Source organism: Streptomyces sp. NBC_00885 (genome assembly GCF_045207475.1).
Classification (GTDB): domain Bacteria; phylum Actinomycetota; class Actinomycetes; order Streptomycetales; family Streptomycetaceae; genus Streptomyces.
The window spans coordinates 7,641,893-7,654,328 of sequence record NZ_CP108796.1; the positions used below are offsets into that span (position 1 = coordinate 7,641,893).

The 12,436-nt window shown below is 71.9% G+C and carries 11 protein-coding genes; 7 read left to right on the forward strand and 4 right to left on the reverse strand.

Annotation, left to right across the window (positions count from 1 at the left end):
- Positions 1-124: 124 nt before the first annotated feature.
- On the reverse strand, positions 125-733 hold the full coding sequence (locus tag OHA61_RS34920; RefSeq protein ID WP_406306377.1) for a hypothetical protein: 609 nt from the start codon (positions 731-733) through the stop codon (positions 125-127).
- Between the two features lie 434 nt (positions 734-1,167).
- Positions 1,168-1,620 (reverse strand): DUF6643 family protein, encoded by a 453-nt coding sequence (locus OHA61_RS34925; RefSeq protein ID WP_324982990.1) that lies wholly within the window; start codon positions 1,618-1,620, stop codon positions 1,168-1,170.
- A gap of 253 nt (positions 1,621-1,873) precedes the next feature.
- Between OHA61_RS34925 and OHA61_RS34930 the strand changes: the two genes are divergently transcribed.
- Complete coding sequence (locus tag OHA61_RS34930; RefSeq protein WP_324982992.1) at positions 1,874-3,172, forward strand: TerD family protein; 1,299 nt, start codon at positions 1,874-1,876, stop codon at positions 3,170-3,172.
- Between the two features lie 4 nt (positions 3,173-3,176).
- Here the strand turns inward: OHA61_RS34930 and OHA61_RS34935 are convergent, their stop codons facing one another.
- Positions 3,177-4,352 (reverse strand): glycosyltransferase, encoded by a 1,176-nt coding sequence (locus tag OHA61_RS34935; RefSeq protein WP_406306378.1) that lies wholly within the window; start codon positions 4,350-4,352, stop codon positions 3,177-3,179.
- 57 nt (positions 4,353-4,409) lie between these two features.
- Between OHA61_RS34935 and OHA61_RS34940 the strand changes: the two genes are divergently transcribed.
- Together OHA61_RS34940 and OHA61_RS34945 are read left to right on the forward strand one after the other, a co-directional pair.
- Positions 4,410-5,183, forward strand: a complete 774-nt coding sequence (locus OHA61_RS34940; protein WP_406306379.1) for a glutamate racemase — start codon at positions 4,410-4,412, stop codon at positions 5,181-5,183.
- Positions 5,184-5,289: 106 nt separating this feature from the next.
- Positions 5,290-5,856, forward strand: a complete 567-nt coding sequence (locus tag OHA61_RS34945) for a hypothetical protein (RefSeq protein ID WP_406306380.1) — start codon at positions 5,290-5,292, stop codon at positions 5,854-5,856.
- Between the two features lie 31 nt (positions 5,857-5,887).
- Here the strand turns inward: OHA61_RS34945 and OHA61_RS34950 are convergent, their stop codons facing one another.
- Entirely contained in the window at positions 5,888-6,967 is a 1,080-nt protein-coding gene (locus tag OHA61_RS34950; RefSeq protein ID WP_406306381.1) for an O-antigen ligase family protein, read from the reverse strand.
- A gap of 269 nt (positions 6,968-7,236) precedes the next feature.
- Here OHA61_RS34950 and lnt point away from each other — a divergent pair, with 269 nt between their 5' ends.
- From lnt to OHA61_RS34970, 4 genes are all read left to right on the forward strand, one after another.
- On the forward strand, positions 7,237-8,856 hold the full coding sequence (lnt, locus tag OHA61_RS34955) for an apolipoprotein N-acyltransferase (RefSeq protein ID WP_406306382.1): 1,620 nt from the start codon (positions 7,237-7,239) through the stop codon (positions 8,854-8,856).
- A 129-nt stretch (positions 8,857-8,985) separates the two neighbouring features.
- Positions 8,986-9,468 (forward strand): NUDIX hydrolase, encoded by a 483-nt coding sequence (locus OHA61_RS34960; RefSeq protein ID WP_406306383.1) that lies wholly within the window; start codon positions 8,986-8,988, stop codon positions 9,466-9,468.
- Positions 9,469-9,523: 55 nt separating this feature from the next.
- Positions 9,524-10,339 carry a 3-hydroxybutyrate dehydrogenase gene (locus tag OHA61_RS34965; RefSeq protein WP_406306384.1) on the forward strand — a complete coding sequence of 272 codons (816 nt, stop codon included), beginning with the start codon at positions 9,524-9,526 and terminating at the stop codon, positions 10,337-10,339.
- Between the two features lie 80 nt (positions 10,340-10,419).
- Complete coding sequence (locus OHA61_RS34970; RefSeq protein ID WP_406306385.1) at positions 10,420-12,384, forward strand: helix-turn-helix domain-containing protein; 1,965 nt, start codon at positions 10,420-10,422, stop codon at positions 12,382-12,384.
- Positions 12,385-12,436 lie beyond the last annotated feature (52 nt).

A 12,436-nucleotide genomic window follows, 5' to 3' on the forward strand; every position in this document is an offset into this window, starting at 1 on the left:
GTGCTGCTCTGCCCCCACCTCGTGAAACTGCTCGGCCGCGCCTCTGAGGGGACGCCCCCTCACCCCCGAGGGGTCGCACCACCGTAGCGCGCGCGACGAGCGGGAGTTGACGAGATGTGACCGGTCAGCTGCCCGCGCCGGTGCGGCCCCAGTCGGGGCCCGCCGCGGCCCAGGCCCGGTCCAGGCGTGCGTGTCTGCGTCGTACCAGCCGCCACATGACCAGCCGTCTGGCACCTTCGACGAGCCCAGCGGCGCTCAGGGCGGCTGCGACGCCCGCGAGAACGGCGTGCACCCGCGCGGTCGCCGCGTCCATCGGACGACTGACGATCCGCCCCGTACGGTCGGTCCAAATGGTGAAGGTGTCACCGGCCCGCGCGGTACGCAGCACCGTGGAGACCGTGCCGGTGTGCCGACTGCCGTCCACCGCCGTCCACTTCGCCACGACGGGCCGGCGCTTCTCACGGGCCGCCACACCCTCGGGGTCGTACGCCGCGGGTCTGGGCTCCTCGGCCGGTCTCAGCACCGTCGCGATGACCGGATGACGCTGCTGGCGCTGGATCCGCACCGACTGCCGCAGCGAGTCGTCGGTCAGACTGCCGCAGAGCCAGCCGACGGCCGGAGCGGCGGTGACGAGAAGCACGGCGGCGGCGAGCGCCAGCCATGCCTCGAAGAGATCGGTCGCACGGCGCAGGGGATTGCGGCGCCAGCGCCAGACTCCTGCGGCTGTTCGCACGTCCTGCACCCCCTTCCGCATCCGTCATAGTCCGGTACGGCACGGCACAGGCACGGGTGGTGCGATGAGAGAGCAACCTCACCCCTGCCCCTCGACACGCTCCGGCCACCGCCAACCGTCCAACGCGCCCGGCACCGCGGAGGGTTCCCCTAAACACGCATCGGTGCTCATCGGTCCCGGATCGGCGGGATCGGCGCGGATCGGCGCGGATCGGCGGGATCGGTGGGAGCGGCCGGAATCCGCCGCCCGGCCGGAGGGCTCAAGGGCCCGGACATGCGCCAACGCCGGCAGTCGCTGCCGGCGTTGGTCGGCCACCGTGGCCGAAGGGTCGATCAGTGTCCACCGACGGTCCCCCGGCGAATCCCCGCGGCTTCTCAGCCGTTTCGCCGGTGCGCACCCCGCGTCCGAATCGGACCGGGTGGACAGTCGGTCGGTCAGTACCCCCGGCCGCCCTGGTACGGCCGGTTGTACGGGTCGTCGTAGGGCGTGGGCGCCGGAGCGGGACGGGCGGCCGCGGGCCGCATCGCCTCGTAACCGGTGGCGACCGGACGGGGCTGCTGCTGGGAGTAGCCCTGGGGTCCGGGATACCCGCGCGGCACCTGGGGCTGCTGCGGGATGTACGGGGCAGGTGCGTGCTGCAGCGGCATGGGCTGCTGCATCTGCTGCGGATAGCCGTAGGAGGGAGAGGAGGGAGCCGCCGGGAGGGCGGGCAGGGCCGCGGGGAGCGCCGGCAGGTAGCTGTTGCCGGTGTCGTACGCGGAAGGCACTCGGATCGGCGCGATCTGAGGTGTGCCCCGCTCCGCGACCAGGGAGTCGTAGATGGGGGTGTCGGGGAACGACGGAGCGGAGTAGTAACCGCCGCCGTAGGTGGCGCGGGGGGAGGTCATGGCACATAAGTTAAGCCCACGATGTGCCGGTTGGGGAGTCCGATAAGAGGGTTGTTTCGGGAGATGCGAGTGACCATGGATCCCCAATGTGAGCGAATCTGGGGAAATCGGTCGCAGGCAAGTGCTTAGATCGTGTAAAGGGCAAGCTGAGAGCGGGTTACCCACGGGTCGGCCGGGGTGTTCGGGCCGCTCGGATGATTAGGTGGTCGCCAGATGAACTTTCCGGGCACCCCGACTCGCGATGGGGGCGAGCATGTCCATGCTTAAAGGAGCCAATACTCCGGTTTCGGCGCCGCAGGTTCGCGTCGAGTTGGGCTGGCGTTCCGGTCCGGGCGTGCCGGACGTCGACGCCTCGGCGCTCCTCCTGGCGTCGGGAAAGGTCCGTTCCGACGCCGACTTCGTCTTCTACAACCAGCCTTCGCACGCCTCGGGGGCCGTACGCCACGAGGGCAAGCAGACCGCACCGGACGGTGTGAGGGACCAGGTTTCGGTCGACCTCGCGCGCGTGGAGCCCGCGATCGAGAAGATCGTGCTGGCCGCCTCGGCCGACAGCGGCAGCTTCGGGCAGGTGCCCGGTCTCTACATCAAGGTGCTCGACGCGGGCTCCGGCGCCGAGATCGCGCGCTACGACAGCCAGGACGCGACCGTGGAGACGGCCTTCGTGCTGGGCGAGCTGTACCGGCGGCAGGGCGCGTGGAAGTTCCGTGCCGTGGGGCAGGGCTACAGCAGTGGTCTTGAGGGCCTTGCGACGGACTTCGGCATCACGGTCGACGAGCCGCAGCAGGCGGCGCCCGCTCCGGCTGCCCCGATTCCCGCCGCGCCCGTCATGCCTCCGGCGCCCCCGGCACCGATGCCGCAGCCCGTGGCGCCCCCGGTTCCGGCGCCGCCTGCGCCCGCTGCCGCGCCCTCCGCTCCCGTACGTCTCACCAAGGTGACGCTCACGAAGGACACCCCGTCCGTCTCCCTCACCAAACAGGGCGGCACGTCGGGCGCGATGCGCGTGAACCTCAGCTGGCAGGTGCGCAAGCAGTTCCAGGGCTGGGGCGCCAAACTCGGCAGAGCGGTCGCCATGCACGGCGACCTCGACCTCGATCTGTGCGCGCTCTACGAACTCACCGACGGCCGCAAGGGCGTGGTCCAGGCCCTCGGCAACGCCTTCGGCGCGCTGCACCAGCCTCCGTACATCCATCTCGACGGGGACGACCGCACCGGCGGCACCTCCGGCGAGAACCTCACCATCAACCTCGATCACAAGGACCGGCTGCGCCGCGTCGTCATCTTCGTCACCATCTACCAAGGCGCGCGCAGCTTCGCCGATCTGGACGCGACGGTCACACTCCAGCCGCAGCACGGCGCCGCGATCGACTTCTCGCTCGGCGAGTGCACCGTGCCGTCGACGGTCTGCGCGCTGGCGCTGATCACCAACACCGGGTCTGATCTCGTCGTCCAGCGCGAAGCCCGCTTCCTGGTCCCGGAGCGCGGCGTGAGCCCGCAGCGCACCATCGACTACGCGTACGGCTGGGGCATGAACTGGACGCCCGGCAGGAAGTAGGGCCTCAGCGGTCGGGAGCCGTCTCGGGACGTGAGTACGTACGTCCCTTCCAGGCGGCTCCCCTGCCGCGGTAGTGCTGTACCGCCGAATCGACCGTCATCAGCAGGTACAGCAGCGCGGTGAACGGCAGCAGGGGCGCGAGCAGCGGCGATTGGCGGTAGTAGCGCAGCATCGGGAGATACGTGCCCGTCATCACCGCCCACGCCAGGCCCCCGGCCCAGCCCGCGGCCGCGTCGTTCCCGAACACCCCGAAGCACAGCGCGACGGGTGGCACGAGATAGACGAGCGCGAGCCCCACCACCGTTCCGGCCAGCAGCAGGGGACTGTGAAGCAGTTGCGCGTACGCGCTGCGCGACACCATCCGCCACAGGTTCGCCAGCCGCGGATACGGCCGCACGCTGTCCACCCGCTCGGCAAGGCCCAGCCAGATCCGCCCGCCCGCGCGCTGTACCGCCCGCGCCAGCGACACATCGTCGATCACCGCCTGCCGGATCGACTCCGGGACGCCCGCCCGCTCGGCTGTCTCGGTGCGCAGCAGAACGCAGCCGCCCGCCGCGGCCGCCGTGCGGGCGCCGGGGCGGTTGACCCACCGGAAGGGGTAGAGCTGCGAGAAGAAGTAGACGAAGGCGGGCACCACCAGTCGCTCCCACCCGCTCGCGACCCGCAGCCGGGCCATCTGGGAAACCAGGTCGAGACTCTGCGTGCGGGCGGCGGCCACCAACGCGCGCAGGCTGTCCGGCTCATGGGCGATGTCCGCGTCGGTCAGCAGCAGATACTCGGGCTCGCGCGCGGCCCTGGCCACGGCGATGCCGTGCCGCAGCGCCCAGAGCTTGCCGGTCCAGCCGGGCTCCGGCTCACCGGGGGAGACCACCCGAAGGGGCAGCCCGCCGTGCTGCCCGGACAGCGCGCGGGCCACCTCCCCGGTTCCGTCCGTACTGCCGTCGTCGACCAGAACGATCTCCGCGCGACCGGGATAGTCCTGGGCGAGGAGCGAGGGCAGGCTGACCGGCAGCACCTCCGCCTCGTCGCGCGCGGGCACGACAACGGCCACATCCGGCCATTCGGCAGGCGCCTCGCGCCGGGGCAGCCGTTGATCGGTACGCCAGAAGAAGCCCTGCCCGAGCAGCAGCCATCCCCACGTGGCGAGTGATCCGGCGGCGATCCAGGCAATGGCGCTCATTTGCCGCAGTCTGCCCCACCACGCCGGTACCGCAAGGCAGTCGACTAAGGTGACCGGGTGAAGATCGCGCTCATGGACTCCGGAATCGGCCTTCTCGCGGCGGCCGCCGCGGTGCGCCGGCTGAGGCCGGACGCCGATCTGGTCCTGTCCTCAGATCCCGACGGCATGCCCTGGGGGCCGCATACACCCGGCGATATCACCGAGCGTGCGCTCGCCGTGGCCCGTGCGGCCGCCGCGCACGAGCCCGACGCGCTGATCGTCGCCTGCAACACGGCCTCTGTGCACGCCCTGGCCACGCTGCGCGCGGAGCTGGAGCCCGCGATCCCGGTCATCGGGACGGTGCCCGCGATCAAGCCGGCGTCGGCGGGCGGCGGCCCCGTCGCGATCTGGGCCACACCCGCCACGACCGGCAGCCCCTACCAGCGCGGCCTCATCCGGGACTTCGCCGACTCGGTCACCGTGACCGAGGTGCCCTGCCCGGGACTTGCGGACGCCGTGCAGCATGCGGACGAGACGGCCATCGACGCGGCTGTGGCGGCAGCGGCTGCCCTCACTCCCGGTGATGTAAGGGCCGTCGTCCTGGGCTGCACCCATTACGAGCTGGTCGCCGACCGCATCAGGGCAGCCGTCGGCGGGGAGGTCGTCCTGCACGGTTCGGCCGAGGCCGTCGCCGCGCAGGCGCTGCGTCGTATCGGCGAACTGCCCGCCCCTGACGCCACTCCGGGAAGCAGGCTCACCGTGCTGCTCAGCGGCCGTGAATCCGCTCTTCCCGAGCAGTCGATGAGCTATGCCGAAGGCTGTCTGCTCCAGGCAGTGACCCCCGCACACTGACGGTCACCGCCCCCGTCCGGCCCCGCCCGCGAGCCGCCCCCGTCCTTGGCCCGAACTCGATTCCCGAGTCCCTGCCGAGCCGCCGGAAGGTCGGTACTCTGCGTCCATGACGGACCACCCCCACGACTCGTCGCCCACCGTGGAGCCGCGGCCAGCGGTCTGGACCGGGCGTGCCACCAACCGCATTCAGTGGCTGCTCGCCGCGGCGGGCGCGGCCTGCATGGCGCTGGGTGTCGAGCTCGCCGTCGACTCCACATGGACCTCGGGAATCGTCGCCCTGCTGATGTCCGTGATCGGCTGTGTCGCGGCAGGGCTGTTCATCCTGTACGGGACCCTCGCCTTCGTCCATGTGGCGGTACGGGTGGACCGCGATGCCGTCGAGGTGCGCTGCGGCTACATGGGCCTGCCGCGGCGAAGGATCCCGCTCTCCCATGTCGTGTGCGCGGAGTTCGACCCGAAGGTCAATCCGCGGCATTGGGGCGGCTGGGGGTATCGCTGGCGCCCGGAGAAGGGCACGGCCGTGGTCGTACGCCGGGGTGAGGGCATCGTCGTCACGCTGGGCGACGGCAGGACCTTCACCGTGACCGTCGACGACGCGGAAGAGGCCGTCAGGGTGATCCGCCACTGCCTCGGCCTGGCGGGCACCGGAGCGGGCCGGCCCGCGGAGGCCTGAGCCTCCGGCTGCCGCGGGAGCCCATGCGGCCTTACAGAACCGGGGTGTCCGCGTGCCTCTGCCGTGCCGCGTGCCGCTGCGCTCCCGTGCTGCCCTCGCCCGGCATGCGGGCAGTCACCAGACCGGCGAGCAGTCCCGCACCCGCCGTCACCGGGGTGAAGCTCAGAGCGTTGCCGACGCTCGCGAGGAACGCCAGTGCCGTCAATGTGGCGCCCGCGCTCAGCACCACCGGGGTGGACCGGGGCGAGCGCCACAGGCCGTAGAGCATCCAGCCGAAGACCGCCCCCAGCAGGGCCACCCCCACGACACCCTGCTCGGCCGCCTGCTGCAGCGAGGCGGAGTGCGGCTTGCCGTCGGAGCCCAGCGACTGCTGCGCGGTGGTGCTCAGCTTGCCGAAGCGGTCGGGGCCCACGCCCCGTACCGGATCCTCCTTGGCGAGGGCGACCGCGTCCTGCCACAGCGCCACGCGGTTCTGGGTCAGCTGGCCCTCCAGCGAGACCGTGAGTCCCTCCGGCAGGGCGTCCTCGGCCACGCCCCATGTGGTGGCGACGACCAGGGCGGTGGCAACGGCGAGTCCGCCCAGCGCCAGGGTCCGCCAGCGCATCCGGGCCGCCGCCAGCGAGCAGAGCAGCACGCCGATCGCGGCGGCGAACCCGGTCACGGAACCGAGCGCCAGCGCGGTGGAGGCGACGGCGAGAGCGAGCAGACGCAGTGCGAGGCGCAGCACCGGCGGGCGGGCTGCGGCGGCGGCGCAGCAGCCGGCGCCCGCGGCGAGTACCAGCAGGGCTGCGGCCGCCCCGGTGTGACCCGGCTGGATGGGCGCGCCCGCGTTGGCACCGGGCACCCCCTCCCGTGATGCGAGCGCCAGACCGAGGGCGGCGAGCGCCGCCGCGGAAGGGGCGGCGACCGGCAGGAGTGTGCCGCAGATACGGCCGCAGGCGTAGCCCGCGGCGACGGCGAACACGGCGAGCAGTACGCCCTCAGGCCGTGCCTCGCGTCCGGCCGCGCTGACGAGCGACCACACGACGCATCCGCTGAGGACGACGACGCCGGCGACGTCGGTCGCGCTGCCGCGCTCGCGCGCAGCGGACCGGCTGTCCGGTGCAGCCATCCCGTCGACCCCCCGAACTGTGACGGGCCCTGCCGCAGCAGCCGAACCGGATCGGGTGGCAGGACTGGCGCACACGGTAACGGCAGATGCGGGTGTTTGTGGATGGGTTGCGCAGGAACGTTGCAGCAGTGGGCCTGGCAGCCGGTCCCGGAGTCGCGGCAGCGGGTGGCCCCGCGGCGGCAGGCGGCCCGACCCGCAGACCTGTCAGCTGATCCGGTGATCCGGACCGGACTGCCGAGAGCACAGCCACCCGCCGTAGACTCCGCTGGGTGAGCGCCACCGTCACCTCCGTCGACACCCCCCAGCCCGCCACCGCCGCAGGCCACCCGCTGCTGCGCCGGTCCGTACGGCCGGGTGCCGCCGCGCTGTCCGGGGCGATGCTGTTCCTCAGCTTCCCGCCGCGACCCCTGTGGTGGCTGGCCCTGCCCGCGTTCGCCCTGCTCGGATGGACCTTGTACGGGCGCAGGTTGCGGCCCGCCTTCGGCCTCGGCTACCTGACCGGCCTCGGCTTTCTGCTGCCCCTGCTCGTCTGGACGGGCGAGGAGGTCGGCGCCCTGCCGTGGGTGGCGCTGACGGCGGCGGAGGCGGTGTTCGTCGCCCTCGCCTGCATGGGCATCGCCGCGGTGTCCCGGCTGCCTCTCTGGCCGGTGTGGGCCGCGGGCGTGTGGATCGTGGGCGAGGCGGCCCGCGCGCGGATGCCGTTCGGCGGCTTCCCCTGGGGCAAGATCGCCTTCGGTCAGGCGGACAGTGTCTTTCTGCCGCTGGCCGCGGTGGGCGGGACGCCGCTGCTCAGCTTCGCGGTCGTCCTGTGCGGCTTCGGCCTGTACGAGACCGCGCGCCGCGTTCACGCGTATCGGCGCAGCGGCGAGCTGCCGCGCGGTGCAGCGCTCGCAGCGGTCCTCACCGTTCTCGTCCCCGTTGCCGGGAGCCTCGCCGCCCTGCCGCTTGTCGACGACACCGCCGAGGACGGTACGGCGACCGTCGCCGCGATCCAGGGCAACGTGCCGCGCCTGGGGCTCGACTTCAACTCGCAGCGCCGCGCCGTCCTCGACAACCACGCCCGCCGCACCCAGCAGCTCGCCGCCGATGTGAAGGCGGGCAAGGTGGCGAAGCCGGACTTCGTGCTGTGGCCCGAGAACTCCTCGGACCTCGACCCGTACCGCAATCCCGACGCCAAGCTCGTGATCGACCGGGCGGTGAGGGCGATCGGTGTACCGACCGTCGTGGGCGCCGTCGTCACTCCCGACACCGGCAAGCTCCGCAACACCCTGATCGAATGGGACCCCGTGGGCGGGCCCGTCAACACCTACGACAAGCGTCATGTGCAGCCGTTCGGCGAGTACATCCCGATGCGTTCCTTCGTACGGCTCTTCAGCGCCGACGTCGACCGGGTACGGCGCGACTTCGGCCCCGGCCACAAGGTGGGTGTCTTCGATCTGGCTGGTACCAGGGTCGGGCTTGTCACCTGCTTCGAGGCGGCGTTCGACGACGCCGCGCGGGACACGGTCACCCACGGCGCGCAGCTGATCTCCGTACCCAGCAACAACGCCACGTTCGGTCGCAGCGAGATGACCTACCAGCAGCTGGCCATGTCGCGGGTGCGGGCCGTCGAGCACGGGCGCTCCGTTGTCGTCCCCGTCACCAGCGGCGTCAGCGCGGTGATCATGCCGGACGGGAAGATCGTCCAGAAGACCGAGATGTTCACGCCGGACGCCCTGGTCGCCAAGGTGCCGCTGCGTTCCTCGCTCACTCCGGCGACCCGGCTCGGTACCTGGCCCGAGCGGATTCTGGTGCTGGTCGCGGCCGGCGGAGTGGGCTGGGCCGTCGCCCGTGCGGCTGCGGCGCGCAGGCTGCGGAAGGCGGGGCAGGGCACGGTCGAGGCCGGCTAGGACCCGGTGACCGTCGGCTGGGGCACCGCGACGTCGGCTAGAACACGGTGCCGTCGGCTGGGGCACGGGTGACCCCCGTGAGGACGCCTCCGCCGGTGAGGACGGCCGACGCCGGTTAGGGTCGAGTACATGGCAACCCCTGACTTCATCCGCCAGATCCGGGCCGATGCGGGCCATCAGCTGCTTCTCCTGCCCGGCGTCAGCGCGGTCGTCTTCGACGACAAGGGCCGTGTGCTGCTCGGCAGACGTGTCGACACCGGCAAGTGGTCGGTCATCGGCGGGATTCCCGAGCCGGGGGAGCAGCCGGCCGTGACGGCAGTGCGCGAGGTCTACGAGGAGACCGCGGTGCGCTGTGTCGCCGAACGGGTCGTGCTCGTCCAGGGGCTGCCCAAGCCGGTCACCTACCCGAACGGTGACCGGTGCCAGTTCATGGACATCACCTTCCGCTGCCGCGCGGTGGGCGGACAGGCGCGTGTCAACGACGACGAGTCGCTTGAGGTGGGGTGGTTCTCCGCGGACACCCTGCCGGAGCTCAAGGACTTCGCCCTCTTCCGGATCAAGCAGGCCCTGACCGAGGGTCCTGCATGGTTCCAACCCACCACCCAGCGGTGAAGTATGGGCGCTGACCACATCGGTCGGCGGATCATCACTGCCTAGGGTGCGAAGCATGACCGCCCCCACCACACCAGGTCCCGCACCCCACCTCGCTGCCCCTTCTGTCGATCTCGACCTCGGCGGCCGTACGGCACTCGTCACCGGCGCGGCCGGCGGTATCGGCCGGGCGTGTGCGCTGCGGCTGGCGGCCGCCGGAGCCAAGGTCAGGGCCGTCGACCGGGACGCCGACGGCCTCGACTCCCTCGCCGGGCACGCCGACGGGCTGGCGGGCGCCGTCGAACCGGACGTCCTGGATCTCACCGATCTCGACGCGGCCGAGGCGGCCGCGGCCGGCGCCGACATCCTGGTCAACAACGCGGGGCTGCAACTGGTCCGGCCCATCGAGGAGTTCCCGCCGGACGTCTTCCACACCGTGCTCACCGTGATGCTGGAAGCGCCGTTCCGCCTGATCAGGGGCGCGCTGCCGCACATGTACGCGCAGGGGTGGGGCCGTATCGTCAATATCTCCTCCGTCCATGGGCTGCGCGCCTCTGCCTTCAAGTCCGCCTATGTGGCCGCCAAACACGGTCTTGAGGGGCTCTCCAAGACCGCGGCACTCGAAGGCGCCCCGCACGGGGTGACATCGGTCTGCGTCAATCCCAGCTATGTGCGCACGCCCCTGGTGGAGCGGCAGATCGCCGACCAGGCAACAGCCCACTCCGTGGCCGCGGAGCGTGTGCTCGCCGACGTACTGCTCAAGGACTCCGCGATCAAGCGGCTGATCGAGCCGGAGGAGGTCGCCGAAGCGGTGCTGTATCTGTGCACCCCGCAGGCGTCGTTCATCACCGGCACCTCGCTCACCCTCGACGGCGGCTGGACCGCTCATTAGTGGGTGACGAGGTTGTCCACAACGGCTTCGTCGTCCACAGGTCTGGTGCGCCCACCCGTACGGCAGGTAATCCTGTGTCCATGTCCCACGATCAAGCCTCCTACCTGGAGCTCCTCGCCCGCGGTGCCGCCGCCGAAGCGTACGACCGGCCGCTGCTGCTCGCCCGCGCGAGCGGCGCCGGACCCGACGAGCTCGCCGCACTCGACCAGGCCAAGCAGCTCGCGCTTCGGGTCCGGGCCGAGCTGGAGGGACGGCGACGGCGTGAGGCCGAGCTGTCCGCGCTCTTCGAGACCGCGCACGATCTCGCGGGACTGCGCGATCTCGACGCCGTGCTGCGGGCGATCGTGCAGCGCGCCCGCTCGCTGCTCGGCACCGAGGTCGCCTACCTGAGCCTGAACGACCCTTCGGCGGGCGACACCTATATGCGGGTCACCGAAGGCTCGGTCTCAGCACGCTTCCAGCAGCTGCGCCTTGGCATGGGGGAGGGGCTCGGCGGGCTCGTCGCCCAGACCGCACGGCCGTATGTCACCGACAGCTATTTCGACGACGCCCGCTTCGAGCACACCAGGGCGATCGACACCGCCGTCAGCGACGAGGGCCTGGTCGCGATCCTCGGAGTGCCGCTGATGCTCGGCAGCCAGGTCATCGGTGTGCTCTTCGCGGCGGACCGCCGCGCGAGAGTCTTCGAACGGGAACAGGTCGCGCTGCTCGCCTCGTTCGCCGCGCATGCCGCCGTCGCCATCGACACCGCGAACCTGCTGGCCGAGACCCGTTCCGCCCTCGCCGAGCTGGAGCGGGCCAACGAGATCATCCGGGACCACAGTGGCGTCATCGAGCGTGCGTCGGAGGTCCACGACCGGCTGACCGAGGTCGTCCTGCGCGGTGGCGGCGTCCATGATGTGGCTGCCGCGCTGTCCGAAGTCCTCGACGGCACGGTCGAGTTCAGGGACGACGACCTCGAAGCGGCCGGCGCCGACGGGCGCGCGATACAGCACGGGGACGACTGGGTGGCCGCGGTGTCGGCGGGCGGTGAGCTGCTGGGGGCCCTGGTGCTCCGCGGGCACCGCGACCTGGACCCCGTCGACCGGCGCACCCTGGAGCGCGCCGCCATGGTCACCTCACTTCTGCTGCTCGCCCGGCGCTCCGCCCACGAGGCCGAACAGCGGGTCCGGGGGGAGCTGCTCGACGACCTTCTCGACGCGGCGGACCGGGACCCGCGGCTGCTGCGCGAGCGAGCGGCCCGCCTGCATGCCGATCTCGACGTGCCGCATGTGGTGCTGGCCGCACGGATCGACGCACCCGGCGCGGACGGCTCGGGGCGGGGCGCCAAAGGGGTCGCGGCCGGACAGAGCGCCGGTTGCGGCCGGGACGACAAAGGGCGCGGCAGCGATGGGGCGGCCACCGGGGAGCGGGAGACCGCGGACCGGCAGCGGCTGTGGTCGGCCGCCTCGCATCTGGCCGCGACCCGCTCGGGTCTGGCGGCCGCCCGCGACGGCGGCGCCGTCCTGCTGCTGCCTCTCGGCCCCCGCGACAGCGCGTCCGATCTCGCCCGCAAGACAGCCAGACAACTGGGCAGCACGCTCAGGGAGTTGGTCACGGTCGGCGCTTCCTCGCCGGTCGCAGCGCCTGCTGGCGACCCCGGCCCGATAGCGGGAGCGTACGAACAGGCGCGCCGCTGCCTCGACGCCCTGCGTCTGCTCGGCCGTTCCGGGCAGGGAGCGGCGGCGCAGGACCTGGGTTTCCTCGGTCTGCTGCTCGCCGACCCCGGTGACATCGACGGCTTCGTCCGGCGGACGATGGGCGAGGTCGTCGAGTACGACCGCAAGCGCGGCACGGACCTGGTGCGCACGCTCGACGCGTACTTCGCGAGCGGCATGAGCCCTGCCCGTACGAAGGACGATCTGCACGTTCATGTGAACACCGTGGCCCAGCGCCTGGAGCGAATAGGCCGGCTGCTCGGCCCCGACTGGCAGTCACCGGGCCGTGCGCTCGAGATCCAGCTGGCGCTGCGTCTGCATGCCATGTCCGTCTCGGTCGCCCGCTGAGCCGGACGCGCCGCCGCGCGGACCCCCCTCGGGAGTCCGCGCGGCAGACGGG

Bases quoted from the DNA above. Each gene is read 5' to 3' on its own strand.
- OHA61_RS34960 (WP_406306383.1), top strand. From the start codon at position 8,986: ATGGCAACCCCTGACTTCATCCGCCAGATCCGGGCCGATGCGGGCCAT.
- OHA61_RS34965 (WP_406306384.1), top strand. From the start codon at position 9,524: ATGACCGCCCCCACCACACCAGGTCCCGCACCCCACCTCGCTGCCCCT.
- OHA61_RS34925 (WP_324982990.1), bottom strand. From the start codon at position 1,620: ATGACCTCCCCCCGCGCCACCTACGGCGGCGGTTACTACTCCGCTCCG.
- OHA61_RS34945 (WP_406306380.1), top strand. From the start codon at position 5,290: ATGACGGACCACCCCCACGACTCGTCGCCCACCGTGGAGCCGCGGCCA.
- OHA61_RS34970 (WP_406306385.1), top strand. From the start codon at position 10,420: ATGTCCCACGATCAAGCCTCCTACCTGGAGCTCCTCGCCCGCGGTGCC.
- OHA61_RS34935 (WP_406306378.1), bottom strand. From the start codon at position 4,352: ATGAGCGCCATTGCCTGGATCGCCGCCGGATCACTCGCCACGTGGGGA.
- OHA61_RS34930 (WP_324982992.1), top strand. From the start codon at position 1,874: ATGTCCATGCTTAAAGGAGCCAATACTCCGGTTTCGGCGCCGCAGGTT.
- OHA61_RS34950 (WP_406306381.1), bottom strand. From the start codon at position 6,967: ATGGCTGCACCGGACAGCCGGTCCGCTGCGCGCGAGCGCGGCAGCGCG.